Here is a 26,111-nt window from a genome sequence, read left to right as displayed (position 1 = left end):
ATAAGATTTGACGACACACTAGCAAAAAGGGCATCATTTGATGCCCTTTTTGTGCGCTGAAGGTCAGGGTAATGATTGTTTTTACTCGTTTGACCGAGCCAAAATTGTTCGGGACAAGAGAATAGTAGGTTTTTCGGATTTAAATCTCTATTTTTCTGGTTAGATCACCTCGCTCTCGCGAGGTTGTTGTCGTCTATGAAGTAGACTAGTTACAGGTAGAATGTATGAAAGCGAACAACGCTGAAACCCCAACTGGGTCAATGGACAACCTGAAATGGGTTGTTGTTGTTGCCTTGCTGGCGGCAGCGGTAGTGGGAAATAGCCTGTACAGTGATGTGTCCGTTGTAATAAGAGCAGCAGCCGTTGTCTTGTTGGTAGCCGCTGCTGGCGGTGTTGCAGCATTGACAGCGAAAGGTAAAGCTGCGATCGAATTTGCACGTGAATCGCGTATGGAAGTGCGTAAAGTGGTATGGCCCACCCGGCAGGAAACTTTGCAGACCACTTTCATCGTTCTGGCTGTCACTGTCGTCATGGCGCTCATCCTGTGGGGCATCGACGGTATCATGGTCCGTCTGGTCAACCTAATCACCGGCGTGTGAGGAAAGAGTAAATGAGCGAAGCTCCTAAGAAACGTTGGTATGTTGTTCAGGCCTTCTCTGGATTTGAAGGTCGTGTGGCAAAGTCGCTGCAGGAACATATCAAGATGCATGAGATGGAAGATTTCTTTGGTGAGGTACTGGTACCGACTGAAGAAGTGGTGGAAATGCGCCAGGGCCAACGCCGCAAGAGTGAGCGTAAGTTTTTCCCTGGTTACGTTCTGGTTCAGATGATCATGAATGAAGACTCATGGCACTTGGTACGTAGCATACCGCGTGTAATGGGCTTTATCGGTGGCACATCAGACCGTCCAGCACCTATCTCTGACAAGGAAGCCGATGCAATCCTGAACCGCCTTGAGCAGGCAAGTGCATCTCCAGTGCATAAGACTGTTTATGAAGCCGGTGAAGTGGTCCGCGTGACTGAAGGACCATTTGCAGACTTCAACGGCGTCGTTGAAGAAGTGGATTATGAGAAGAGCCGCTTGAAGGTTTCTGTCTCTATCTTCGGACGTGCCACCCCAGTAGAACTGGAGTTTGGCCAGGTAGAAAAAACCTGATCGTTTTTTGTTCGAAAGGTATTGCTTAGGGCGCGGAATTTGAATACAATTTCGCGCCCTTTTGTTAAACGGGGAGTCTATTTGCAAAAAATAGACGATTGAACCCAAATTTAGGTATTTAGTAATGGCTAAGAAAGTAGAAGCTTACATCAAGCTGCAAGTTGCAGCTGGTATGGCTAACCCAAGTCCACCAGTTGGTCCAGCACTGGGTCAACACGGCGTTAACATCATGGAATTCTGTAAAGCGTTCAACGCACGTACAGAGTCTATCGAGAAGGGGCTTCCGACTCCTGTTGTTATCACTGTATATAACGACCGTTCTTTCACTTTTGAAACTAAGACTCCACCTGCGGCAGTTCTTCTGAAGAAAGCAGCTGGTATCAAGTCTGGTTCAGGCCGTCCTAACACTGAGAAAGTAGGTACTGTTACCGACGCTCAGATTCAGGAAATCGCTGAAACTAAAGCGAAAGACATGACTGGTGCTGACATTGAAGCGATGAAACGCTCAATTGCGGGTACTGCTCGTTCAATGGGCCTGGTAGTAGAGGGTTAAGACAATGGCAAAACTGACTAAGCGCATGCGCGTTATCCGTGACAAAGTTGATGTAACTCGTGAGTATGACATCAACGAAGCTGTTGCTCTTCTGAAAGAACTGGCTACTGCTAAATTCGTTGAAAGTGTTGATGTTGCAGTTAACCTGGGCATTGATGCACGTAAATCAGACCAAAACGTTCGTGGCGCAACTGTACTGCCACACGGTACTGGCCGTGACATCCGCGTAGCGGTATTCACTCAAGGCGCGAACGCTGACGCTGCTAAAGAAGCTGGTGCTGACATCGTTGGTATGGAAGATCTGGCTGAGCAGGTTAAAAAAGGCGAAATGAACTTCGACGTAGTTATCGCATCTCCAGATGCAATGCGCGTTGTAGGTCAGCTGGGTACTATCCTGGGTCCTCGCGGTCTGATGCCAAACCCTAAAGTGGGTACTGTAACTCCTAACGTTGCTGACGCGGTTAAGAACGCGAAAGCAGGTCAGGTTCGTTACCGTAACGACAAGAACGGCATCATCCACACTACCATCGGTAAAGTGGACTTTGACGCTGACAAGCTGAAAGAAAACCTGGAAGCTCTGCTGGTAGCGCTGAAAAAAGCGAAGCCTGCTTCTGCTAAAGGTACTTTCCTGAAAAAAATCAGCCTGTCTACCACTATGGGTGCAGGTGTGTCTGTTGACCAGAATACTCTGGAAACCAGCGCAAACTGATTGCCTGAGGCGGCTGATTAGCGTATAATCTGCCGCTTCAAAAATTCATGGCTGAATCCGGTTTTCCGGGTTTCGTCCAAGACCGTAGGCGTTATTTCTTTCGGGAAATAACTTAATAAAGACCTGCGTAGACGGTGCCAGAACATGATAGATATTTTTCTTTCTTGGATCTGCGCCGTAATAGCTCTCCTGCTGTGAAGCAGCGAGTGGTGTAAATATAATCCAGGAGCAAATCCAAATGGCATTAAATCTTCAAGACAAAAAAGCAATTGTTGCTGAAGTCAACGAAGCTGCCGGTGTTGCCCTGTCTGCAGTTGTAGCTGATTCTCGCGGCGTAGCGGTTGATGCAATGACTTCTCTTCGTAAACAAGCGCGTGAAGCGGGCGTTTACATGAAAGTTGTTCGTAACACCCTTGCTCGTCGTGCAGTTGAAGGCACTGACTACTCGTGTCTGCAAGACACTTTTGTTGGTCCTTCTCTGATCGCATTCTCTAACGAGCACCCAGGTGCTGCAGCGCGTCTGTTCAAAGACTTCGCTAAAGAGAATAAAGATTTCGAGATCAAAGCTGCTGCATTCGAAGGTAACCTGACCGACGCTGAATTACTTGCGACCCTGCCAACTTACGACGAAGCTATCGCACGCCTGATGATGTGCATGAAAGAAGCTTCTGCTGGCAAGCTGGTACGTACTTTTGCGGCACTTCGCGACCAAAAAGAAGAAGCAGCGGCATAATTTGCCTTGCTTTTAACTGGTTGCTATTTAAACTAATTGTTGACTTTAAAGAGAATTGTTATGTCTATCACTAACGAGCAAATCCTAGACGCAGTTGCAGAAATGTCTGTAATGCAAGTTGTTGAGCTGATCGAAGCTATGGAAGAAAAATTCGGCGTTTCTGCTGCAGCAGCAGTAGTAGCGGGCGGCGCAGCAGCTGGTGAAGCTGCTGAAGAGCAAACTGAATTTGACGTAGTTCTGACTGCTGTTGGCGGTAACAAAGTTGCTGTTATCAAAGCAGTTCGCGGCGCAACTGGTCTGGGCCTGAAAGAAGCTAAAGCCGTTGTTGACGGTGCTCCAGCTCCGCTGAAAGAAGCTGTTTCTAAAGAAGAAGCAGACGCTCTGAAAGCGCAACTGGAAGAAGCTGGTGCTTCTGTTGAAGTTAAGTAATTTATACTTAATTTCCTAGCCTGAAAAGGCTAAGGGCTGGTGGCTAAATAGCCACCGGCCTTTTTGCGCTGTAGGGTAGTAGTGAATTTTGCACCCCGTTTAGTCACTACTAACCATGCAATAACACTGGCAATTTCCGTCAGTGTACCTACAGTAAACGGTGGTTGTTTAGTTACTGTCCATCAGTCTGGACAGTTCGGGTCACTTATCAGCGAGCTGAGGAACCCTATGGTTTACTCTTATACCGAGAAAAAGCGTATCCGTAAGGATTTTGGCAAGCGTCCGCAAGTTTTGGACGTGCCATACTTGCTGTCGATCCAGCTTGATTCCTTTCAGAAGTTTATCGAGCAGGATCCAGAAGGGCAATACGGTCTTGAAGCTGCCTTCCGCTCTGTATTTCCAATTCAGAGTTATAACGGCAATTCCGAGCTGCAATACGTTAGCTATCGTCTCGGTGAGCCAGTTTTCGATGTCAAAGAATGCCAGATTCGCGGCTTAACGTATTCAGCACCATTGCGCGTTAAGTTACGTCTGGTGATGTTTGATAAAGACGCACCGGCCGGCACCGTAAAAGACATCAAAGAGCAAGAAGTCTACATGGGTGAAATTCCACTCATGACTGACAATGGTACCTTTGTCATCAATGGTACCGAGAGGGTTATCGTATCCCAGCTGCATCGTAGCCCGGGCGTCTTCTTCGACAGCGATAAGGGTAAAACCCATTCCTCAGGGAAAGTGCTGTATAACGCGCGTATCATTCCATACCGTGGTTCTTGGTTGGATTTCGAATTCGATCCTAAAGACTTGGTATACGTGCGTATCGACCGCCGTCGTAAGCTACCTGCATCAATCATTCTGCGTGCTCTGGAATACACTACTGAGCAAATTCTTGACCTGTTCTTCGATAAAATTAACTTCGAAGTGAAAGGCAAGGCGCTGGTGATGGATCTGGTTCCAGATCGTCTGCGCGGTGAGACTGCCAGCTTCGATATTGAGGCCAATGGTAAAACTTACGTCGAGAAAGGCCGCCGTATTACTGCGCGCCATATCCGTCAGCTGACTAAAGACGAAGTTCAGCAAATCGAAGTTCCTGTTGAGTATATCGTGGGCAAAGTAGCTGCACGTGACTACATCAACGAGGAAACCGGTGAAGTTATTGCAACAGCGAACCAGGAATTGAGCCTGGAGATGCTGGCAATGCTGTCACAAACGGGTCACAAAAAGATTGAGACGCTGTTTACCAACGATCTTGATCACGGACCGTACATGTCAGATACCCTGCGTATCGACAGCACGACTGACCGCCTGTCTGCACTGGTAGAAATCTACCGTATGATGCGTCCGGGTGAGCCACCAACACGTGAAGCCGCTGAACAGCTGTTTGAAAGCTTGTTCTTCTCAGAAGATCGCTATGATCTCTCTGCGGTTGGTCGTATGAAGTTCAACAGTTCACTGGTCCGCGAAGAAGTGACCGGCGAAGGTGTACTGAGTCACGAAGACATCATTGATGTGATGCGTAAGCTGATCGATATCCGAAACGGTATCGGTGAAGTGGACGACATCGATCACTTGGGCAACCGTCGTATCCGTTCTGTGGGCGAGATGGCGGAAAACCAATTCCGTGTTGGTCTGGTACGTGTTGAGCGTGCAGTAAAAGAGCGCCTGAGCCTTGGCGATCTTGATGCAATCATGCCTCAGGACCTGATCAACGCCAAACCTATCTCTGCGGCAGTGAAAGAGTTCTTCGGCTCTTCTCAGCTGTCACAGTTTATGGACCAGAACAACCCGTTGTCAGAAGTGACGCACAAACGTCGTATCTCTGCTCTGGGTCCAGGCGGTCTGACGCGTGAGCGTGCAGGCTTTGAGGTTCGAGACGTACACACCACGCACTACGGTCGTCTGTGTCCAATCGAAACCCCTGAAGGTCCAAACATCGGTCTGATCAACTCACTGTCTGCGTTCGCGCGCACGAACCCGTATGGTTTCCTTGAGACACCATATCGCCGTGTTGTTGACGGTAAAGTGACCGACGATATCGATTATCTGTCTGCCATCGAAGAAGGCCAGTTCGTTATCGCACAGGCAAATGCTGTGCTGCACGAAGATGGTACGCTGGCAGAAGAACTGATCACTGCTCGTCAGAAAGGTGAATCAGGACTGCACTCGCGTGAACACGTTCAGTACATGGACGTTGCAACCAACCAGGTTGTATCCGTTGCAGCGTCTCTGATCCCGTTCCTTGAGCACGACGATGCGAACCGTGCACTGATGGGTGCGAACATGCAACGTCAGGCTGTACCGACTCTGCGTGCTGACAAGCCGCTGGTAGGTACCGGTATTGAGCGTGCGGTAGCGGTCGACTCTGGTGTAACTGCAGTTGCTAAGCGCGGCGGTGTTATCCAGTCTGTTGATGCGTCACGTATCGTTGTTAAGGTTAATGAAGATGAACTGGTCCCGGGTGAAGCGGGTATCGACATCTACAACCTGACCAAATATACCCGTTCTAACCAGAACACCTGTATCAACCAGCGTCCAACCGTACTGCCAGGCGAGCCTGTTGCACGTGGTGACGTTCTGGCTGATGGTCCTTCTACAGACCTTGGTGAGCTGGCACTTGGCCAGAACATGCGTATCGCGTTCATGCCTTGGAACGGTTACAACTTTGAGGATTCCATCCTCGTTTCTGAGCGTGTTGTTCAGGAAGACCGTCTGACGACTATTCACATTCAGGAAATTACCTGTACTGCTCGCGATACCAAACTGGGTAGCGAGGAGATCACTGCAGATATTCCTAACGTTGGCGAATCTGCACTGTCCAAACTGGACGAGTCCGGTGTTGTTTACATCGGTGCGGAAGTCAAGGGTGGCGACATTCTGGTTGGTAAGGTGACGCCTAAAGGTGAAACCCAGCTGACCCCAGAAGAGAAACTGCTGCGTGCGATCTTCGGTGAGAAAGCGTCTGACGTGAAAGACTCATCTACCCGTGTACCAAACGGTGTATCCGGTACGGTTATTGACGTACAGGTATTCACCCGTGACGGCGTAGAGAAAGACAAGCGTGCACTCGAAATCGAAGAGATGCAGCTGAAAGAAGCCAAGAAAGACCTGACAGAAGAGTTCGCGATTCTGGAAGGTGGGCTGGTTGCACGTGTTCGCACTCTGCTTGGTCAAGCAGGTTATAGTGAAGACAAGCTGATGAACATGGATCGTCAGACCATGCTGTCACAGACCCTTGACGATGAAGCACAACAAACTCAGCTGGAACAACTGGCTGAACAGTACGATGAGCTGAAAGCCGACTTCGATAAGAAGTTCGACACCAAGCGTCGTAAGATCACTCAGGGTGATGATCTTCAGCCGGGCGTCCTTAAGATTGTTAAGGTCTACCTTGCTGTTAAGCGTCGCATCCAACCGGGTGATAAGATGGCAGGTCGTCACGGTAACAAGGGTGTTATCTCTAAGATCAACCCTGTTGAAGACATGCCTTACGATGAGAAAGGTCAGCCTGTTGATATCGTACTGAACCCACTGGGTGTACCGTCTCGTATGAACATCGGTCAGATCCTTGAAACTCACCTTGGCCTTGCGGCGAAAGGTATTGGTGACAAGATAAACCAGATGGTCAAGGAACAACAAGAACTGGCTAAGTTCCGTGAGTTCCTGCAGAAGGTTTATGACCTGGGTGACACCCGTCAGCACGTGGACATCAGCACCTTGTCTGATGACGAAGTGCATACTCTGATCAAGAACCTGCGTGGCGGTCTGCCTATCGCAACCCCAGTGTTCGATGGTGCCCCAGAGCCAGCAATCAAAGAGCTGCTGAAACTGGGTGACCTGCCAGAATCAGGTCAGCTTGACCTGTTTGATGGCCGCACAGGTGAGAAGTTTGAGCGTCCTGTAACTGTTGGTTACATGTACATGCTGAAACTGAACCACTTGGTTGATGACAAGATGCACGCCCGTTCTACCGGTTCTTACAGCCTGGTTACTCAGCAGCCGCTGGGTGGTAAGGCTCAGTTCGGTGGCCAGCGTTTCGGTGAGATGGAAGTGTGGGCGCTTGAAGCATACGGCGCAGCATACACCCTTCAGGAAATGCTGACAGTGAAGTCGGATGATGTGAACGGCCGTACGAAGATGTATAAGAACATCGTCGATGGCGATCACCGTATGGAACCAGGTATGCCGGAATCGTTCAACGTACTGTTGAAAGAGATCCGCTCGTTGGGTATCAACATCGAGCTGGAAGACGAATAAGCCAAGGCTTAGCGTTTTTCCGGTATGAATATGAAGGCGCTGCCTGTCAGCGCCTTTATGGGTCAACTCCTCACAGGAGCCGAATGTGAAAGACTTACTTAAGTTTCTGAAAGCACAACACAAGACCGAAGAATTTGATGCAATCAAAATCGGTCTTGCTTCACCAGATATGATCCGCTCATGGTCATTTGGTGAAGTGAAAAAGCCAGAAACCATTAACTACCGTACCTTTAAGCCTGAGCGTGACGGCCTTTTCTGTGCACGTATCTTTGGCCCGGTAAAAGACTACGAATGTCTTTGCGGTAAATACAAGCGCCTGAAGCACCGTGGCGTGATCTGTGAAAAATGTGGCGTAGAAGTTACTCAGACCAAAGTACGTCGTGAGCGTATGGGTCACATTGAGCTGGCTTCACCTGTTGCCCACATCTGGTTCCTGAAATCACTGCCGTCCCGTATCGGTTTGCTGATGGATATGCCTCTGCGTGACATCGAGCGTGTTCTGTACTTCGAATCCTATGTGGTTATCGAACCAGGCATGACCGATCTTGAGCGTGGTCAGATGCTGACTGAAGAGCAGTATCTCGATGCGCTGGAGCAATGGGGTGATGAATTCGATGCCCGTATGGGTGCCGAAGCAGTAAAAGCACTGCTGTCCAACATGGACCTGCAGTCTGAAACTGAACTGATGCGCGAAGAGCTGGAAGAAACCAACTCTGAAACCAAGCGCAAGAAAATCACCAAGCGCCTTAAGCTTGTTGAAGCATTCCTGCAGTCTGGAAACAACCCTGAGTGGATGATCCTGACTGTTCTACCAGTACTTCCACCGGATCTACGTCCGCTGGTACCACTGGACGGTGGCCGCTTCGCGACTTCTGATCTGAATGATCTGTATCGCCGCGTGATCAACCGTAACAACCGTCTGAAGCGCCTGCTGGATCTGGCTGCCCCTGACATCATCGTACGTAACGAAAAGCGTATGCTGCAAGAGTCTGTGGATGCCCTGCTGGACAATGGTCGTCGTGGTCGTGCCATCACTGGTTCGAACAAGCGTCCTCTGAAGTCTCTGGCTGACATGATCAAAGGTAAGCAAGGTCGTTTCCGTCAGAACCTGCTTGGTAAGCGTGTAGACTACTCTGGCCGTTCGGTAATCACCGTAGGTCCATACCTGCGTCTGCACCAGTGTGGTCTTCCTAAGAAGATGGCACTTGAGCTGTTCAAACCATTTATCTACGGCAAGCTTGAGACCCGTGGTCTTGCGACGACTATCAAAGCCGCTAAGAAAATGGTTGAGCGCGAAGAAGCGGTTGTCTGGGATATTCTTGATGAAGTTATCCGTGAACACCCAGTATTGCTGAACCGTGCACCAACACTTCACCGTCTGGGTATTCAGGCGTTTGAACCTGTTTTGATTGAAGGTAAGGCTATTCAGCTTCACCCACTCGTTTGTGCGGCATATAACGCCGACTTCGATGGTGACCAGATGGCGGTACACGTACCGTTGACACTGGAAGCACAGCTTGAAGCACGTGCGCTGATGATGTCTACCAACAACATCCTGTCTCCTGCGTCCGGTGATCCAATCATCGTACCTTCTCAGGACGTTGTACTGGGTCTGTACTACATGACCCGTGAAAAAGTAAATGCCAAAGGCGAAGGCCTGTATCTGGCTGGTCCAGCGGAAGCTGAAAAAGCGTATCGCACTGGCAGTGCTGAACTGCATGCTCGCGTAAAAGTGCGCATCAGAGAAGTACTGGTCGACGAAATGGGCAACCGCACTGAGAAGGTTGGTCTTGTTGATACGACTGTTGGCCGTGCCATGCTTTGGGCAATCGTGCCTGAAGGCCTGCCGTACAGCATCGTTAACCAGGCGCTGGGTAAGAAGCAAATCTCTAACCTGCTGAACACCTGTTACCGTACCATGGGTCTGAAAGATACCGTTATCTTCGCTGACCAAATCATGTACACAGGTTTCGCATACGCAGCACTGTCTGGTGTATCTGTTGGTATCGACGATATGGTTGTACCACAGGCGAAATACGACCTGATCGAAGCAGCAGAAGCAGAAGTTGCTGAGATTCAGGAACAGTTCCAGTCTGGTCTGGTTACTGCTGGCGAACGTTACAACAAAGTTATCGATATCTGGGCTGCAGCCAACGAACAAGTTGCTAAAGCGATGATGGATAACCTGTCTAACGAAACCGTGATTAACCGTGACGGTGAGCCTGAAGAGCAGAAATCGTTTAACAGCGTTTACATGATGGCCGACTCAGGTGCTCGTGGTTCTGCCGCTCAGATTCGTCAGCTGGCGGGTATGCGTGGTCTGATGGCTAAGCCAGATGGCTCAATCATCGAAACGCCAATCACAGCGAACTTCCGTGAAGGTCTGAACGTACTCCAGTACTTCATCTCGACGCACGGTGCACGTAAAGGTCTGGCGGATACCGCACTGAAGACAGCGAACTCCGGTTACCTGACTCGTCGTCTGGTAGACGTTGCTCAAGACGTCGTTGTAACTGAAACGGATTGTGGTACCGAAGAAGGTATCAACATGATGGCGGTTATCGAAGGCGGTGACGTTAAAGAAGCACTGCGTGAGCGTGTTCTTGGTCGTGTTGTTGCTGACGATGTTCTTAAGCCTGGTACAGAAGAGATTCTGGCTCCTCGCAACACGCTGCTCGATGAGAAGTGGTGTGACATTCTGGAGCAATACTCAGTTGACCAAGTTAAGGTTCGTTCTGTCGTAACCTGTGAGACTGACTTCGGTTGTTGTGCATACTGTTACGGCCGAGACCTTGCTCGTGGTCACATGGTTAACCATGGTGAAGCTGTCGGTGTTATCGCGGCACAGTCAATCGGTGAGCCGGGTACACAGCTGACCATGCGTACGTTCCACATCGGTGGTGCGGCATCGCGTGCAGCAGCAGAAAACAGCATTCAGGTGAAGAACAACGGTTCTCTGCACCTGCACAACGCGAAATTCGTTACTAACAATGAAGGCAAGCTGGTTATCACTTCACGTGCATCTGAGCTGACCATTGTTGACGAATTCGGTCGTACGAAAGAAAGCTACAAACTGCCATACGGTACGATTCTGGCGAAAGCTGACGGTGATGCAGTAGCAACTGGTGAGACAGTCGCTAACTGGGACCCGCACACAATGCCAATCATCACTGAGGTAGAAGGTCGCGTACAATTCGTTGATCTGGTTGACGGTGTTACTGTACAGCGCCAGACCGATGAACTGACGGGTCTGTCTTCTATGGTGGTTCTGGATGCTGCTGAGCGTACTGGTGCTGGTAAAGATATGCGTCCAACCGTGAAACTGGTTGATGCAGCTGGAAACGACGTGATGATTCCGGGTACAGAGATGCCTGCGCAGTACTTCCTGCCGGGTAAAGCGATTGTACAGCTGGAAGATAACGCACTGGTTGGTATCGGTGAGACGCTGTCTCGTATTCCTCAGGAATCTGGCGGTACGAAAGATATCACGGGTGGTCTGCCACGCGTTGCTGACCTGTTCGAAGCTCGTAAGCCGAAAGAGCCTGCAATTCTGGCTGAGATCACGGGTGCGGTATCCTTCGGTAAAGAAACCAAAGGTAAGCGTCGTCTGATCATTACCCCAACTGAAGGTAGCCCATACGAAGAGATGATTCCTAAGTGGCGTCAGCTTAACGTCTTCGAGGGTGAGAAGGTTGATAAGGGTGATGTTATCGCTGATGGTCCAGAGGCACCACACGATATCCTGCGTCTCCGTGGCGTTCGTGCGGTAACCGAGTACATCACTAACGAAGTGCAAGACGTCTACCGTCTGCAGGGCGTTAAGATTAACGACAAGCACATCGAAACTATCGTTCGTCAGATGCTGCGTAAAGTGACTATCCAATCTTCAGGTGACTCTGATTTCCTTGAAGGTGAGCAGGTAGAGTACTCTCGCGTGACTATTGCGAACCGTAAGCTGGAAGCTGAAGGCAAAGTGCCGGCAAGCTACGAGCGCGATCTGCTGGGTATCACCAAAGCATCGCTGGCAACCGAGTCGTTCATCTCGGCGGCATCGTTCCAGGAAACGACCCGTGTTCTTACTGAAGCGGCAGTTTCTGGCAAGCGCGATGAGCTGCGTGGTCTGAAAGAGAACGTAATCGTTGGTCGTCTGATCCCTGCGGGTACTGGTTTTGCTTACCACAAAGACCGTCAGGTCAAGCGTGTTGACGTTGAAGAACCAGTGGTTCCTCAAATCGATGCTGAGCAAGCGTCTCAGGATCTGGCAGCACTGCTGAATGCAGGTCTGAACGACGACAATTAATTTGTCTTATCAGATTGCAATGAAAAGGCACCTCCGGGTGCCTTTTTTATTGGCTGAAATTCGGTTTACTTCCGGTTGAATACCTTTTTAATCAATATGAACATGATTTTTTCTGGGGTAATGGGAGATTAAATATCAGCCTCGTCTGCAAAGCTCATGCATCTTTTGACTTTGACAAATTGAGAGCTAGTGAACGATGAGAGCTGTTAGCTGATTGCAATGACCTCCAAATACTCCTTACTGCTCTGCACACTTGGTATACCCAATGAGTTGCAAAAGAACAGGCTTCTTCCGCTTTGTAGCCTTCATTGAAATTCATTCACTGTGCCGTCTTGTGACGCTGCTGGTGGGGTTATAAGCCTAAATCTTCCCCAGACATCAATGTTGACCATTTCTTTAAATCTCGCTGATTGAACGACAGTGAGGATATTGCCCAGAGCGAGTTATCAAAAACGTCGCTTCGTTTGTTGTTACTCCAACATTAGACTCAATGACATCGATACTATGGAGATACATTGAGATAAAAGAGAGCGGGTATTAGATAATTTAATTCCAAGTGCCAAAAATAGTTAAGGTGGCTCGTTTTTTGCTTTCCTGGCTACTTGTGCATTGAGCTACTGCTGGTGAAGCCTATTTTGAGAGCGCAGTGATGTCGGTGTTGTATCAGGAAAATTAATATTCTGATATGAAAATTGCCCGGAAAGAGGGTTAGTTGCGGCGGACATTTGGCTATGATGTCATCACAAAATGAACATCAGGTATAAGTGCTCCTCGGCAGTCCCCACAGACATCAACAGAGAAATGTGGTTTGTAGCAATAAAGAAAGTGAATTCAGAAACAGTAGGCGAGTTAGATCCGTCAGAACACAGTCATTATTACGGACTTTATACTTTAAGTTGTAAAAACAAATAATTGAGAAAGTTAAAGGGCTGGAAGGTAGCGTTAACGGCTACACGCTATGAGAAACGTAACGCGCGCAAGATGGTATCTTCATCTGCACGCGTTCACTGGATAGGGGTCATGCTTTTGTTTTTGGGGAAGCGGCCAAGCTCTCTGCAATGATAGCGATAAGAGCGTCTTCAACCTCAAATCTCAGTTCCATCAGCTCGCCCACTTTGGATATGTGACTATCGAACTTAGCGATGTCGTCCTCAACTTCTTCCATATTGACCTTGCTGTACTTGTCGTTGAAGTCGAGGAGGGGTTCAGTGGTATCCACAATGTGCTGATAGAGTTGGTTAATCTCTTCGTTGCTTGAGAAGCTATTTTCTTTCCAGCGTTCCATCACCATGTCGTAAATCTTGAAATGTCCTGCTGAGATGTAGTCCACCAGATTTTCACAAAATCGATTGAGTTCATCCTGAGTAGGCAAAGCCGTGTTGTTCTTCGCTGACAACCCTGCTAGTTTACAGTACTCAACCAGTAATTCTTGTCGCAGCGTCAGCCAATAGTCGATGATATCGCTGTAGCCTCCCCACTGCTGCTGTAATTGTTCGAACTTATTTAGCATGACACGTCCCCATGATTGAATTGGCTAACCCGAGTACTTCATGCACGGGTTGATGCAAAGTAGACACATTGTAGTATTCAGGTTTGCAAATTCATCGGCGTTGTTACCGGAAAGTAGATTGCCAGTAAACTACCTGTTTATCAAGGTAAGGAAATTGATGTTCAATTTCAGCTGATCAGGTTCATCCTTTGCATAAAATAAGGTCACGGCCAAAATACAAAGACTAAGACCTTCAGCTCTCCTTGTCTTTTATTTGTTTATTATGGTCAGAAGTAATTGAAATTGACCAGTTTAATGCCCAGCTATCAGCAGATTATGTTAGCAATAGCGCAATAATTCGAAATCTTGAGAGGATGAATACGCTATTCCTGAGGATGTCATAATAGGAATTTACGCTGGTGGATAAGATGCTGAGTAGCAAGATAATTTTAAATTATACACATCTGATTTAACTATGAGTCACGATAGCGCTTGATATACATTTAGTTGTATTAAAATAGCTGAGAGACGCGCGCTCCCAGCCATTTTTTATCTGCCGATGTACAGTGTCTGGCACTTCTGAATAGCGTGACGTGTATCTGTGTTTCTCGTTGAAGCGTCATCACCACTGGATAACGACCTCAACGAGAAGACCGCTTTTCATCCCCTTATAAAATCCTGCAGCAGTGTGTTGACCTCTGCCGCAGCTTCCATCTGTACCATATGACCAACATTTGTTAGAACGTGGTGTTCCGCATGAGAGAGGATGGTTGCATGTGATGCTGGAATGACTTCATCCTTCTCCCCCCAGATCACCAGTGTTCTGATTCCTTTTTCCGAAATAGCCGCAGCCAGTTGTTGCTTCTGTTTGCCGTCGACAAACAGTTGGTCTCTCAGTGTGCTGAGGCCCTCACCCACTTTGTCGAGTCGTTTATATTTCAGGACATCATCAACCAGCGTTCGTGTGACCAGTACTGAATCGGCGAACAGTTGCTGTAATACGGGCTTAAGATCTCTTCTGCTCTCTGCATGAATGAAACCATCGATATAATCAGTATTAATTTCAGGCCCCAGACCAGCACCCGCAATCACGCTAAGCGACAACACTTTACTTGGTACATCCAATGCCAGCTGACTGATCACCAGTCCGCCCATAGAGTGACCAACCATATGGGCCGCATCAATACTGAGCGTATCCATCAGTTCAGATAATGCGTTAGTCAGACTTCGGTAAGTGAGCACATTGCCGGGTTTGTCTGATTGACCATGGCCGGGTAAGTCGATTGCCAGTACCGGACCCAGCTCGTTGAGTGAATCGATATTGAACAGCCAGTTATCGATATCTCCACCAAAACCATGTACCAAAACAATGGGCACTCCCTCCGCCGGGCGATAGCTGTATCGGATTTTCCCCTGAGAGGTCTCTGCAAACTGATAAGTGGCCGCCTGTGTCTCCTCGTCGTCATTATCAATTGCTGGAGTTTCATAGTTGGCGATGAAGGTATCGATATCCTTATCACTGACCTCTTCTGGTGCCAGAACCGCCAGCAGAGCCTGTATCGGATAAACCTCGCCCTCCTCACCAATAATACGGCGGATAAGTCCGGCATCAGGCGCTTCTACCTCACTGGCAATTTTGTCGGTCTCAACATCCATGATCGACTGTCCGACGTCTATCACGTCGCCCTCACTGACATGCCATTCTGTCAATGTTCCCTCTTGCATTGACAGTCCCCATTTAGGCATGACAACGGCAATAATATCTTTGCTCATGCACGCTCCTTGGCCAGCTCAGCGGCAGCAGTTACGATAGAGTCAACTGAGGGAATGTAGGCATCCTCAAGTTTGGGAGAAAAAGGCACAGGTGTATGTGGTGCGGTGACCATTTTTATTGGTGCTTTCAGGAATGAAAATGCCTGTTCGGCAACCTGTGCAGCAATGTCCGCAGCAATGGAGCAACGGGGATTGGCCTCATCGACACACAATAGCCTACCCGTATTCTCGACGCTCTCAATGACAGTATCCATATCAATGGGCGACAGCGTTCTGAGGTCGATGACGTCGCAATGGATCCCGTTTTTCGCTAGTTTTTCTGCCGCCTCCAGCGCACGCGGGATCATCTGACCGTAGCCAACAATGGAGATATCACCGCCTTCTCTGACTATGCTGGCCTCCCCGAACGGGACGGTATAGGACTCTTCAGGCACATCGGCCTCGTTGCCGTAGAGGTTTTTATGTTCCATGAAGATCACCGGATCGTTGTCTCGGATCGCTTGGATCAATAAGCCTTTAGTGTCGTAAGCATTTGAGGGGCAGACAACCTTGAGACCGGGGATATGGGTAAACAGGGGCGTCAGCATTTGGCTGTGTTGTGCAGCAGCCCTGAACCCAGCGCCGCACATGGTTCGGATAACAACCGGTGTTTCTGCCTTGCCGCCGAACATATAACGGAATTTGGCTGCCTGATTGTATATTTGATCAAAACAGACCCCCATAAAGTCAATGAACATCAGTTCAGCGATTGGCCGCAGTCCACAGGTGGCAGCGCCGATCGCTGCGCCAACATATGCACTTTCTGAAAGTGGTGTATCAATCAACTGATTCGGGTGTTTAGCATATAAACCCTTTGTGACACCTAATACACCTCCCCACGCATCGTCCTCACCGGGAGCGCCCGTGCCGCCGACAATGTCCTCACCCATCATAAATACTGTAGGATCGCGACTCATTTCCTGATCGATTGCTTCGTTAATTGCATCTTTCACGGATAATTTTCTGGCCATGATATTTCTCCTCTCCCTGCAGCTGTTAATAACGGACGTAGACATCGGTAAGCAGATCTGCATGGTCGGGCTCTGATGCAGCAATCGCACACTGCACGGCATCTTCAATCAATGCAGCGACCTCAGTATCTATGACATCAAACTCGTTGGTACTGATAACGCCAGCACTTTCAACCTGATGGCGGAACAATTTAAGACAGCAGCGGTTTTCGCGGATATTTTCCACCTCACCGTCTGCACGATAAGTTTGCGCATCCCCTTCGAAGTGACCGAAGAAACGTACCATTTTGCACTCAAGCAACGACGGACCGCCGCCATCACGGGCTCGTTTGATCACCTCTCCGGCCGCTTCATACACCGCAAAGAAATCCGTGCCGTCGATAGTGATACCCGGTAGGCCAAAGCCTGTGGCGCGATCGACATAGGAATCGCAGGCCACGGCCCATTCGACGGCTGTGGATTCGGCATACCCATTGTTTTCAACCACAAAGATGGCAGGTAATCCCCATACTGCAGCTAAGTTGAGGCTCTCCAGAAAGGTACCCTGATTAGAGGCACCGTCACCGGTAAAACTGATGCCAACGCCGCCATTTTTAAGTTGCTTGGCTGCCAGTGCCGCGCCGCAAATCAGCGGAGAACCCGCGCCGAGAATACCGTTGGCGCCCATCATGCCTTTTGATAGGTCAGCGATGTGCATCGAGCCGCCTTTGCCGTGGCATGAGCCTGTGGACTTGCCGTATATCTCAGCCATCATGCCGTGAACATCAACGCCTTTGGCAATGCAGTGACCGTGCCCTCTGTGGGTTGAGGCGATGCGGTCGGTATCATTTAAATGCATCATGATGCCAACGGCGGTGGCTTCCTCACCCGCGTAAAGGTGGACAAACCCCGGTATGTCGCCGCGGGAAAAATCGACATGAAGCCGCTCTTCAAACTCGCGGATGGTTTTCATTGTCCGGTAAGCATCCAGCAGCTTTTCTCTGGAGAGTGGAAACGGATTATCACTCATGGTTATCTCCTTATGTGTTACTGGGTAGGGGCGTTATCTCTATGACGTCTTGCTGTAAAAAGGCCGTTGGATACCGCGAACTGCATACAGGCCGACACATTCACTGTGTGAAAGGCATTGGTGATCAGCGTGACATTCACCTTGTCGTTGCGACCAAATTGCCACTCCCGTTCGCCGTCCAGTGCCAGTGAGCCCTGGCTGGAGGTTACTGGCGTAACGATGAACGGCTGTAATGGCTGGTGGCGCTGCACCGGGAGCGTTGAAAAAAGCCCGGGTGCGATCGGTGCGGTAATAAAGCTGTCGTCTTTGTCTTTGCTGTGCAGATCTTGGTGCAAAATAATGTGTCTACCTTCCGGTTCTTCCCTGCTGACGGGATTAAGCAACCCAGCGATCGCAGAAATGCCGATACTGTCGGGCTGGCCGAAGGTAACAAATAACTCCCGCAGACTTTCAGTGCGCCATACTGCCTTAGCGCCTGTGTATTGCTCTTTCACGACAGCTGCGTCGACCAATGCAATGTCTTTGTGATCATTGATCGCGACCTCCAGCAATTTATTGGCGGAAAGCGCACAAGAGGCGGGAATCTGGTTGCTGGCTGCAAGACCTGCTGCCAGTCCGGTAATGGTGGCTTCATGACGGGGAGGAAACGCATTGTTGGTACCTGTGGATACGCCAACAATTGGAATATCCCTGGACGCTTTGACGACCAACCTGTGCGTGCCGTCACCGCCGAGCACAACGACCAGATCCACATTCATTTCTGCCATCTGTTTCATTGCGTTAAAGGTATCCTGAGCTTCTCCTGTCACCTGCATGTTCAGCCAAGACACAGCAGGAAACCGGGTGGACTGATATCGGGCGGCCTGCTCCAGACCTCGCTGAATATAAACCTCGATCCCCGCTCTCTCGGGCATCATCACAACGCGAGGAACGCCACCCTCTGCGAGGCCTGCCAGAATTCGCAGCACAATATTGGCACGGTCAGTAATTTGCAGATTTGTTGCACGGGCAATGACCCGCCGAATATCGCGGGCAGAAACTGGGTTTGCAATAATTCCCACAAGTGGTGTAGCCACATTACCTCCTCGTATTGGCATGCATCCTTGAACGTTTATCGCGATATATAAGTCAATATTTATGCCAGCCTTCATAAGATTTTTAATCTTTATTTTTCAATGATTTAAAAGAAATAAAATGAGTAGGGTGTGGCAGTGTGGCTGTGGCAATGCAACAGGTGTGGCGTTTTTTCTTTTACCAAGTCTTTTATCTCACCATGGCGTCTTGTTAATAAGACTGGTGAGAATTTGAGACGGCTATAGGTTGGCAGTAGGCCAACTCTTGACCACGCTTTTAGATAACTGTCTAAAAGGTTGAGTCATGCAAAGTGTTAACCGTTTCTCGCTGCGAAGCATGTCGGTGGAAAACGTCATTGAACAAGCGCGGAGTGGTCATCAGTTCACAATGGAGTAATGAAGGATGTCTGCGAGTGTTGAGATTGCCAACCACATCAGGGAAGTACAGCAGGTTGTTGATGGTGCAGAGAAGAATGAAAGAGAGTCTGTGATCACTGATTCCTGGCGACGATGTATTGATGAATATCACCTTGATCCGGTTGAGCAGAAACAAGCCTATATTCTGCCTCATGGGGAATTGCGGCAGCATCAGGAGCGACTGGACAAGCTGATCCGTACCGCCCGATTTGGGCTGGAAGAGCTTTATCGTCAGGTAGCCAGTCATCATTATGTGGTGTTGTTGACTGATAGCGACGGTGTGACCGTCGACTTTCTCGGTGACCCGGCTGTTGATCACGAGCTGAGGAAATCAGGATTATATCTTGGGTCTGAATGGTCAGAGGCTCGCGCAGGTACCTGTGGTGTCGGGTCTTGTATCTACACTGGGGAGGCGCTGACTGTCCATCAGAGCGATCATTTTGATGCGACACATACGCCGCTTACCTGCACGGCAGCACCTATCTTTGATGTCGATGGTTCGCTGGCAGCCGTTCTGGATATTTCCGCGCTTCATAGCCCCGAGCCTAAGGCCAGTCAGGCAATGACTCTACAGTTATTACAGCACTGCACGCGACGGGTCGAAATGGCGAATCTGATGAATTCATTCCGTCATCAGTGGATTGTCCGTCTCAGTCGTTCACCTGCTTTTGTCGATGTCGATCCCGAGTGTGCTCTTGCCCTGAATCACAGTGGCCAAATTCTGGGAATGACACACAGTGCGCAACAGGTGCTTGCAGCAATTGCAGGCATCAAGTGGCAGCAGGGGACGGGAATTCTCGGGGCACTGTTTAGCAAATTCTTTGAGATTGATATCAATGATTTGCCTACTTTTAGTCGTGCGCTACCGACAGAAGAAAGGTTGATCAGTGCGATCAACGGCGATCTTTGGTTTGCACATGCTGTTGCACCACAGAAAGTGACGATCCGAAGACGTGTCCCGGCTATTTCTGCCGCACTCGCTGCACTTTACGACAGAGATCCTGTGATGGAAGCCATGGCAACCAAAGCCAGTCGTCTGGCGACATCAGACCTCCCTCTGTTGATCACAGGGGAAACGGGTTCCGGTAAAGAATATCTGGCAAAGGCGGTTCATCTCACTAGCCAGCGGCGAGGCCACTTCGTTGCAATCAACTGCGCAGCCATTCCGGAAACCTTGATTGAGAGTGAGTTGTTTGGCTATGTCGACGGCGCATTTACCGGTGCCAGGAGCAAAGGGAAAAAAGGATTAATCGAACAGTCTGATGGCGGTACCTTGTTCCTCGATGAGATAGGCGACATGCCACTTGCCCTTCAGGCCCGGCTACTCCGGGTTCTGGCGGAGAATGAAGTAATACCCGTGGGTGGAACCCAGCCAGTGTCGGTCTCGTTGCGGATTGTGGCGGCAACACATCAGGATTTATCTGAGCGCGTCTCAGTCGGTAAGTTTCGTCAAGACCTCTACTACCGTATTGGTGGGGGCATACTCAATGTACCGCCACTTCGTCAGCGCAACGATGTTATTTGGTTAGCTGAAAAACTGCTCAACGCCAATAACAGTAACGATGAAGCCGATCTTCATCTTAATGATAGTGTTGTCCGTCATCTCACCAGCTATCACTGGCCCGGAAATATCCGTGAGCTTGCCAATGCGATGGCATTTGCGAGAGCATACGGTCGTGGACCCGTGGTCGAGCAGAACACTTACCCGAACAATTTCACAAAGAGAAAAACAGTTATCCCTTGCAGGAAAAAAAAGCATCAGATCTTATTGAGGCGCTGGAAGCGTGCCAATGGAATATTTCTCAGACAGCTCGCTATTTAGGCGTGGATAGAACGACGATACACAGAAGGATAAAAAGGGCAGGAGTCTCTCGCCGCTATCAGGCCATGCCGCCCGGTGAATGGTGAGCGGCATGAAAGCGGTTAAAACTTATGACTGTCGGAACGATACCTCATGGAGCACAGCTTTCTTTTCTCTTATCAGGTGAGCAGCGTAAGAAGGCGACACCTTACAGATTTGTGATTTGTCAGCTTTGAAGGCAGGCTGCCAGCAGCGGTCTTTGTAAACGCCAGCTTCTAGAAGTTCGATAGACACTTTTAGGTTCATATTCAATTCCTGTACAGTTAATCAAAAATGAGAACTGCATTCAGGTTACGCCTGTTACCCCGACTAAACTTTGACCTATATCACGTTTTTGTTTATTTAATGAGCATGAATCTCATTGGTGTTCTAGCTGGTTCTTTCAAATACAAAGAAAAAACCCGCCGTAGGGAGGCGGGGTAAGATGCGAATATGGATTTGTGCCGTTTCAGACATCATTATTGTAAGACTCTAATTTTTATCATGCGAAAATAACGCGGGCAAATTCTTCACGGCTTAGCATAAGATAATTACGATCTGACGCGCACTGCCGTCTCAACGGCTAGATGATACGGTGCTACAATATCCACAATTTTTTGTCAGGATGTAAAAGATGACTGAACTAAAAAACGATCGCTACTTGCGCGCACTGTTAAAACAACCGGTAGATCACACACCGGTATGGATGATGCGCCAGGCTGGACGTTATTTACCTGAATATAAAGCAACTCGCGCTGAAGCTGGCGACTTCATGTCACTGTGTAAAAACGCAGAATTGGCCTGCGAAGTTACTTTGCAACCCCTGCGTCGTTTTCCGCTGGATGCTGCTATCCTGTTCTCAGATATTCTGACGATCCCTGATGCAATGGGTCTTGGCTTGTACTTTGAGACTGGGGAAGGGCCAAAGTTTGAGCGTCCGATTACGTGTAAGGCAGATGTTGAAAAGATAGGTAATCCAGACCCTGAAGGTGAACTTCAGTATGTGATGAATGCTGTTCGCACTATTCGCAAGGGCCTTAATGGCGATGTGCCGTTGATTGGTTTTTCTGGCAGCCCATGGACACTGGCAACCTACATGGTTGAAGGTAGCAGCTCGAAGGCATTCACTAAAATTAAGAAAATGATGTATGCCGATCCGCAGACGCTTCATCTGTTGCTGGATAAGCTCGCTGACACTGTCATTGATTATCTGAATGCGCAAATCAAAGCAGGTGCGCAGTCAGTGATGGTATTTGATACCTGGGGTGGTGTATTAACACCGCGAGACTACAACGAGTTCTCGCTGCAGTACATGCACAAAATTGTCGATGGTCTGATCCGTGAAAATGACGGCCGCCGAGTACCAGTCACCTTATTTACCAAAAATGGTGGCATGTGGCTGGAGAAAATCGCCGATACGGGCTGTGATGGTGTCGGCCTCGACTGGACCATCAACATCGCCGATGCCCGTCGCCGTATCGGTGATAAGGTGGCGTTGCAGGGCAATATGGATCCATCTATGTTGTATGCGCAACCCGAACGTATCCGTGAAGAGGTTGCCACTATCCTTGATGGATACGGTAAAGGAACAGGCCACGTATTCAACCTCGGTCATGGTATCCACCTGGATGTGCCGCCAGAAAATGCTGGTGTGTTTGTCGATGCCGTGCACGAGCTTTCAAAGCCTTACCATCAGTAAATCCCTGTCGCCACTCATTATCATGAGTGGCGGATACCTTCATCAGGAAAATTCCTCAAATTGCTGTACACCTCTTTTATTTTTATAAAAATCAGTTGGTTATATTTTTAGTCCCGTTAATTTTTAAATAACGTTCATCTTTTTGGTGTTTGTTATAAAAAAAGCTGTACATGATTGTTAATCAATGACTGTATTTCATTATCAGCGACAGCACATGGACTGTTGAGATATTCTCGATGGGATATTCTGCGGCCAATTTGCCTGACATTGAGCAAAAAAGTCGATCAGCCTCTTCGACAATATATTGTGAAATTGCACAGCTTTGCCAAGCTTTGGTAACGAGAATCGGCCGATCCTACTCATGCTCCAACAAGCAGCGTTGTGGAGATTGGACCATTTATAGCTTCTATTTTCACTGCACTGACACGGGTCTGCTATTGTTATCGCCCGATTGAATTCCATCAGCCTAAGACCCACGAATTTCATCTCTCTGTCATTCATTTTTTGCTTTTTGAGTGAAAAGACTAGCCAAGGAAAAAAGCTATAAAAGCTGCACGGCTAATAAAATCGTTATAAATTAACAACTTAACAATCATCGCTTCCTAAGCTCAATTAAGCGTACACCTTTTAGGTAAACATCAATAAAATTGCTGAACATACTTATTGGTAATAGTCATTAAGTGATACATATGCTTATCTGGAAAAAAGCTCATAAAGCTGAATGATCTATAAAATTCAATTAAAATCAATATTTTATAAAATATAAATAATTGGTTTTTTTATTGAGCAGATAAAACATGTTCGAATATAAAAAAGCTGTACATTACAAAAATAACAATCTTTGAGGCTTATGAAATGAGAGAACTAATGGGAACATGCTTGTCAGGAAAAAAGCTAATAAAGCTGAACATGTCTTATATATTCAATAATATCAGTGGTTTAATCTAATAGATTCTTTTATTTAATAAAAGCAATCATCAAAAAGGTGTTTTATGAATAAAAAGCTGTACAGATGGAATGGCCTTTCGTTGATTAACAAAATATTGGCGATATGGAGGGTATCGGAGAAAAAGCTGTAAAAGCTGTAAAAGCTGATCACTGACTTATATTTATTAAATATCAATATTTTACAGTTATAAAAAGAATATGGCATTAATATCATTCAGCAAAAACATGTTTGAAGAGAAAAAAGCTGTACAAAGTAAAAGGATGATTCATTGAATGCCTGAATTGAGCGTATTACTATGAGTATGCTTATCCGAGAAAAACCTAGAAAAGCTGTACATGATGTTATTACCCTTATAAATCATGCGTTTATCTCGAGCTTGGTCTTTAGGATGTATTTCCGTACAGCGAAAAGGTTATCAATGATACAAATGCTGTACGAGGTGTTGCCTGTCAACATAACCATAGAGTTACCGTCAGCCGTCCGAGAGTATATGAGCCGCTCTGGGTTATCTTTCGGGGCAAATATTATCGACCCAAGAGCTGACTAATCTGCTGTCGTAATGTCGGCAATGTCTTTGATTCAAACCAAGGATTCTTCGCTAACCAGAGGTTATTTCTCGGACTGGGATGAGGCAGAGCGATGAAATCCGGTAGCCACCTTTCATATTGCATTACCGTCTCTGTCAGTGTTTTTGGCTTGTCATTCAGGTAATAGCGCTGGGCGTACTGTCCAATCAATAGGGTGAGCTTGATGTCTGGTAATTGTTCTTTGATTCGCTGATGCCATAGCGGTGCGCAGTCAGGCATAGGAGGTAGGTCGCCCGACCGTCCCCTTCCCGGGTAGCAAAACCCCATGGGCATAATAGCTACCTGTTCAGCATCATAAAATTGTGACTTGTCCATCTCTAGCCAAGCCCTGAGTCTGTCACCACTGGGGTCATCCCAAGGGATGCCACTGGCATGTACCCTTGTGCCGGGGGCCTGACCTATTATCAGCAAACGTGCGGTTTCCCTTGCCTGTACGATAGGACGTGGCCCAAGAGGCAAACTGGCTTTGCAGTGTTCGCACGACCTGACTTCGGTCAGTATTTGGGACAGTGACGTCATCAATATCCTCTTGAAAAGTCGATCTCAGTGAGCAATTTATCCTCTTGATGCCAGCTTAGATAATTTTGCCTGAAGCACTCAGCGACCTGTTCGGGAAAACTCACTGCAGCAATATGTGGCGTTACAGTTACGTCTGGGTGTTGCCAACACCAGTGATCGTCAGCCAACGGTTCTTGCTCAAAAACATCAAGAAATGCATGGCTGATTTGACCCTTAGTCAGTGCAATCTTCAACCCCTCCTCACAGAGAACATTGCCGCGGCCAACATTGAATAGAATAACTTGTCGGCAGTGAGACAAGGTGTCAGCGTCAAGCAATGAAATCGTTGAGGGAGTACTTGGTAAGGTGGAAACAACAATATCGGTATCGGCGAGTGCATTGCCCAATGAAGACGTATCAAAAACATGGTCGAAGGCGGGCAACTGGGTACCGGAACGACTGACTCCGCTGACTTTCATTCCAAACTGGCGGGCAACAACGGCAAGTTGACGACCAATGGAGCCAGTACCAAGAATCAATATTCTCTGGCCGTTAAGGCTCCGGTATGCATGAGGCTGCCATTGTTTGTGTTGTTGCTGTTCTTTATAAACTGAGAAATGGCGGGTCATGTTCAGAAGTTGGCCGAGAACATATTCCGAGATCAGCGCACCAAATATCCCACGCACATTACTGAGTCTGTAGTCGCGCTTGTTCTGTTCGATGAGTGCATCACAGCCTGCATATGTTGATTGTAGCCAGACCAGTGATGTTGCCTGCTCAAGCTTATCTGCAATGGCTGGTGGGTCTGCCAGAATGATGTTTGCTTCACTGATATTAGGGGTTATTTGCAAGTCTGGCAGGCTGCTGACTGACAGTAGGGCCTGATATTTTGCTTTCTGGTCTGAATCGATGAAGAGAAGGTTCACTCGGCTTCCTTTTTCTGATGACACTGATCGGGTAAACTTATCCGCAATTTTTCCCTGACTCCGCATCGACGGCGTCATAACGCAGACAGCCTATCATGTTAAGAAACCCAATCCAGTTGAGGCTCGAGAAACTTGAGCCATGGCAGCACATTACCTTTATGACGGCGCTGGTGGAGCGCATGTATCCGAACTATGCCGCATTTTGCCAGCAGACGGAGTTTGCAGAGCCACAGGCTTTTCGCCAAATCATCGACAGTATCTGGGAGATACTGACGGTAAAAACGGCCAAAGTGAACTTTGAGCGTCAGTTGGAAAAGCTGGAAGATTTGATTCCGGCAGAAGAAGACTTTGATCTCTATCTGACCTATCCGGCCATTGATGCCTGTGTTGCACTATCTACTTTGCTTCATGCTTTGTTAGATCGCGACCTATTGATGGAATCTGTGCTCAAGGTCAGCCAACAATCTGTGAGCAGTGTGAGCCAGCTAGAGCAGGCACAGACAGGCGAAGAGGTGACTGACGAAAACCAGAAAGAAGTAGAGTCTGTGTGTGCGGAGTGGGACGTGCAATGGGCTATCTTCCGGGCACTCAAGGACAGCGATGGTCGCGATATTGAGATGATCAAAGGCATTCGCACAGAGCTTCGTGAGGAAGGTATCAGTAATTTAGGCTTGTCTTTATCTGACCAATAATCAGGATAAGTGGTT

The 26,111-nt window shown here is 48.3% G+C and carries 20 protein-coding genes; 12 read left to right on the top strand and 8 right to left on the bottom strand.

The features are described 5' to 3' along the window. Positions 1-224 precede the first annotated feature (224 nt). From secE to rpoC, 8 genes are all read left to right on the top strand, one after another. Entirely contained in the window at positions 225-599 is a 375-nt protein-coding gene (gene secE / locus A8L45_RS18490) for a preprotein translocase subunit SecE (protein ID WP_068904840.1), read from the top strand. Between the two features lie 11 nt (positions 600-610). Then, positions 611-1,156, top strand: a complete 546-nt coding sequence (nusG, locus tag A8L45_RS18485; RefSeq protein ID WP_068904839.1) for a transcription termination/antitermination protein NusG — start codon at positions 611-613, stop codon at positions 1,154-1,156. Between the two features lie 124 nt (positions 1,157-1,280). Beyond that, entirely contained in the window at positions 1,281-1,709 is a 429-nt protein-coding gene (gene rplK, locus A8L45_RS18480; RefSeq protein ID WP_068904838.1) for a 50S ribosomal protein L11, read from the top strand. A gap of 4 nt (positions 1,710-1,713) precedes the next feature. Further along, positions 1,714-2,418, top strand: a complete 705-nt coding sequence (gene rplA, locus A8L45_RS18475; RefSeq protein WP_068904837.1) for a 50S ribosomal protein L1 — start codon at positions 1,714-1,716, stop codon at positions 2,416-2,418. A gap of 238 nt (positions 2,419-2,656) precedes the next feature. Beyond that, positions 2,657-3,151, top strand: a complete 495-nt coding sequence (rplJ, locus tag A8L45_RS18470; protein ID WP_068904836.1) for a 50S ribosomal protein L10 — start codon at positions 2,657-2,659, stop codon at positions 3,149-3,151. Between the two features lie 60 nt (positions 3,152-3,211). Beyond that, positions 3,212-3,580, top strand: a complete 369-nt coding sequence (gene rplL, locus A8L45_RS18465; protein WP_068904835.1) for a 50S ribosomal protein L7/L12 — start codon at positions 3,212-3,214, stop codon at positions 3,578-3,580. 228 nt (positions 3,581-3,808) lie between these two features. After that, positions 3,809-7,834 carry a DNA-directed RNA polymerase subunit beta gene (gene rpoB, locus A8L45_RS18460; RefSeq protein ID WP_068904834.1) on the top strand — a complete coding sequence of 1,342 codons (4,026 nt, stop codon included), beginning with the start codon at positions 3,809-3,811 and terminating at the stop codon, positions 7,832-7,834. Positions 7,835-7,919: 85 nt separating this feature from the next. After that, positions 7,920-12,134 carry a DNA-directed RNA polymerase subunit beta' gene (gene rpoC, locus A8L45_RS18455; RefSeq protein ID WP_068904833.1) on the top strand — a complete coding sequence of 1,405 codons (4,215 nt, stop codon included), beginning with the start codon at positions 7,920-7,922 and terminating at the stop codon, positions 12,132-12,134. A 1,018-nt stretch (positions 12,135-13,152) separates the two neighbouring features. On the opposite strand, the gene A8L45_RS18450 is transcribed toward rpoC, so the two are convergent. From A8L45_RS18450 to A8L45_RS18430, 5 genes are all read right to left on the bottom strand, one after another. Further along, positions 13,153-13,644, bottom strand: a complete 492-nt coding sequence (locus A8L45_RS18450) for an Rsd/AlgQ family anti-sigma factor (RefSeq protein WP_068904832.1) — start codon at positions 13,642-13,644, stop codon at positions 13,153-13,155. A 639-nt stretch (positions 13,645-14,283) separates the two neighbouring features. After that, entirely contained in the window at positions 14,284-15,396 is a 1,113-nt protein-coding gene (locus tag A8L45_RS18445; RefSeq protein WP_068904831.1) for an acetoin dehydrogenase dihydrolipoyllysine-residue acetyltransferase subunit, read from the bottom strand. Continuing rightward, on the bottom strand, positions 15,393-16,406 hold the full coding sequence (locus A8L45_RS18440; protein WP_068904830.1) for an alpha-ketoacid dehydrogenase subunit beta: 1,014 nt from the start codon (positions 16,404-16,406) through the stop codon (positions 15,393-15,395). The genes A8L45_RS18445 and A8L45_RS18440 overlap by 4 nt, the downstream gene beginning before the upstream one ends. 25 nt (positions 16,407-16,431) lie before the next feature. Next, positions 16,432-17,415 (bottom strand): thiamine pyrophosphate-dependent dehydrogenase E1 component subunit alpha, encoded by a 984-nt coding sequence (locus A8L45_RS18435; RefSeq protein ID WP_068904829.1) that lies wholly within the window; start codon positions 17,413-17,415, stop codon positions 16,432-16,434. 17 nt (positions 17,416-17,432) lie between these two features. Then, positions 17,433-18,491 (bottom strand): ATP-NAD kinase family protein, encoded by a 1,059-nt coding sequence (locus A8L45_RS18430; RefSeq protein ID WP_245680768.1) that lies wholly within the window; start codon positions 18,489-18,491, stop codon positions 17,433-17,435. A gap of 400 nt (positions 18,492-18,891) precedes the next feature. Between A8L45_RS18430 and A8L45_RS18425 the strand changes: the two genes are divergently transcribed. Both A8L45_RS18425 and A8L45_RS25380 read left to right on the top strand, forming a co-directional pair. Further along, on the top strand, positions 18,892-20,727 hold the full coding sequence (locus A8L45_RS18425; RefSeq protein ID WP_245680767.1) for a sigma-54-dependent Fis family transcriptional regulator: 1,836 nt from the start codon (positions 18,892-18,894) through the stop codon (positions 20,725-20,727). After that, complete coding sequence (locus A8L45_RS25380) at positions 20,673-20,813, top strand: helix-turn-helix domain-containing protein (RefSeq protein WP_245680769.1); 141 nt, start codon at positions 20,673-20,675, stop codon at positions 20,811-20,813. The genes A8L45_RS18425 and A8L45_RS25380 overlap by 55 nt, the downstream gene beginning before the upstream one ends. 22 nt (positions 20,814-20,835) lie before the next feature. Here the strand turns inward: A8L45_RS25380 and A8L45_RS24655 are convergent, their stop codons facing one another. Further along, complete coding sequence (locus A8L45_RS24655) at positions 20,836-21,012, bottom strand: hypothetical protein (protein WP_175402021.1); 177 nt, start codon at positions 21,010-21,012, stop codon at positions 20,836-20,838. A 367-nt stretch (positions 21,013-21,379) separates the two neighbouring features. Between A8L45_RS24655 and hemE the strand changes: the two genes are divergently transcribed. Next, positions 21,380-22,444 (top strand): uroporphyrinogen decarboxylase, encoded by a 1,065-nt coding sequence (gene hemE / locus A8L45_RS18420; RefSeq protein ID WP_068904827.1) that lies wholly within the window; start codon positions 21,380-21,382, stop codon positions 22,442-22,444. A 1,473-nt stretch (positions 22,445-23,917) separates the two neighbouring features. Here hemE and A8L45_RS18415 read toward each other — a convergent pair. Together A8L45_RS18415 and A8L45_RS18410 are read right to left on the bottom strand one after the other, a co-directional pair. Beyond that, complete coding sequence (locus A8L45_RS18415) at positions 23,918-24,499, bottom strand: uracil-DNA glycosylase family protein (RefSeq protein ID WP_068904826.1); 582 nt, start codon at positions 24,497-24,499, stop codon at positions 23,918-23,920. After that, positions 24,499-25,404 (bottom strand): D-2-hydroxyacid dehydrogenase, encoded by a 906-nt coding sequence (locus tag A8L45_RS18410; RefSeq protein WP_068904825.1) that lies wholly within the window; start codon positions 25,402-25,404, stop codon positions 24,499-24,501. The genes A8L45_RS18415 and A8L45_RS18410 overlap by 1 nt, the downstream gene beginning before the upstream one ends. A 95-nt stretch (positions 25,405-25,499) precedes the next feature. On the opposite strand from A8L45_RS18410, the gene A8L45_RS18405 reads away from it, so the two are divergent. Further along, positions 25,500-26,096, top strand: coding sequence for a YjaG family protein (locus tag A8L45_RS18405; RefSeq protein WP_068904824.1), 597 nt, complete (start codon positions 25,500-25,502; stop codon positions 26,094-26,096). The last annotated feature ends 15 nt before the right edge of the window (positions 26,097-26,111 follow it).

It is taken from the genome of Veronia pacifica (assembly GCF_001707825.1).
GTDB lineage: Bacteria > Pseudomonadota > Gammaproteobacteria > Enterobacterales > Vibrionaceae > Veronia > Veronia pacifica.
The sequence above is the reverse complement of the archived record's forward strand: the minus strand, read 5'-3'. Positions and strand labels throughout refer to the sequence as shown.

Bases quoted from the DNA above. Each gene is read 5' to 3' on its own strand.
- rplJ (WP_068904836.1), top strand. From the start codon at position 2,657: ATGGCATTAAATCTTCAAGACAAAAAAGCAATTGTTGCTGAAGTCAAC.
- A8L45_RS18425 (WP_245680767.1), top strand. From the start codon at position 18,892: ATGTCTGCGAGTGTTGAGATTGCCAACCACATCAGGGAAGTACAGCAG.
- rplA (WP_068904837.1), top strand. From the start codon at position 1,714: ATGGCAAAACTGACTAAGCGCATGCGCGTTATCCGTGACAAAGTTGAT.
- rplL (WP_068904835.1), top strand. From the start codon at position 3,212: ATGTCTATCACTAACGAGCAAATCCTAGACGCAGTTGCAGAAATGTCT.
- hemE (WP_068904827.1), top strand. From the start codon at position 21,380: ATGACTGAACTAAAAAACGATCGCTACTTGCGCGCACTGTTAAAACAA.
- A8L45_RS18440 (WP_068904830.1), bottom strand. From the start codon at position 16,406: ATGGCCAGAAAATTATCCGTGAAAGATGCAATTAACGAAGCAATCGAT.
- secE (WP_068904840.1), top strand. From the start codon at position 225: ATGAAAGCGAACAACGCTGAAACCCCAACTGGGTCAATGGACAACCTG.
- A8L45_RS18415 (WP_068904826.1), bottom strand. From the start codon at position 24,499: ATGACGTCACTGTCCCAAATACTGACCGAAGTCAGGTCGTGCGAACAC.
- nusG (WP_068904839.1), top strand. From the start codon at position 611: ATGAGCGAAGCTCCTAAGAAACGTTGGTATGTTGTTCAGGCCTTCTCT.
- A8L45_RS18435 (WP_068904829.1), bottom strand. From the start codon at position 17,415: ATGAGTGATAATCCGTTTCCACTCTCCAGAGAAAAGCTGCTGGATGCT.
- A8L45_RS18445 (WP_068904831.1), bottom strand. From the start codon at position 15,396: ATGAGCAAAGATATTATTGCCGTTGTCATGCCTAAATGGGGACTGTCA.
- A8L45_RS18405 (WP_068904824.1), top strand. From the start codon at position 25,500: ATGTTAAGAAACCCAATCCAGTTGAGGCTCGAGAAACTTGAGCCATGG.
- A8L45_RS18450 (WP_068904832.1), bottom strand. From the start codon at position 13,644: ATGCTAAATAAGTTCGAACAATTACAGCAGCAGTGGGGAGGCTACAGC.
- rplK (WP_068904838.1), top strand. From the start codon at position 1,281: ATGGCTAAGAAAGTAGAAGCTTACATCAAGCTGCAAGTTGCAGCTGGT.
- A8L45_RS24655 (WP_175402021.1), bottom strand. From the start codon at position 21,012: ATGAACCTAAAAGTGTCTATCGAACTTCTAGAAGCTGGCGTTTACAAA.
- rpoB (WP_068904834.1), top strand. From the start codon at position 3,809: ATGGTTTACTCTTATACCGAGAAAAAGCGTATCCGTAAGGATTTTGGC.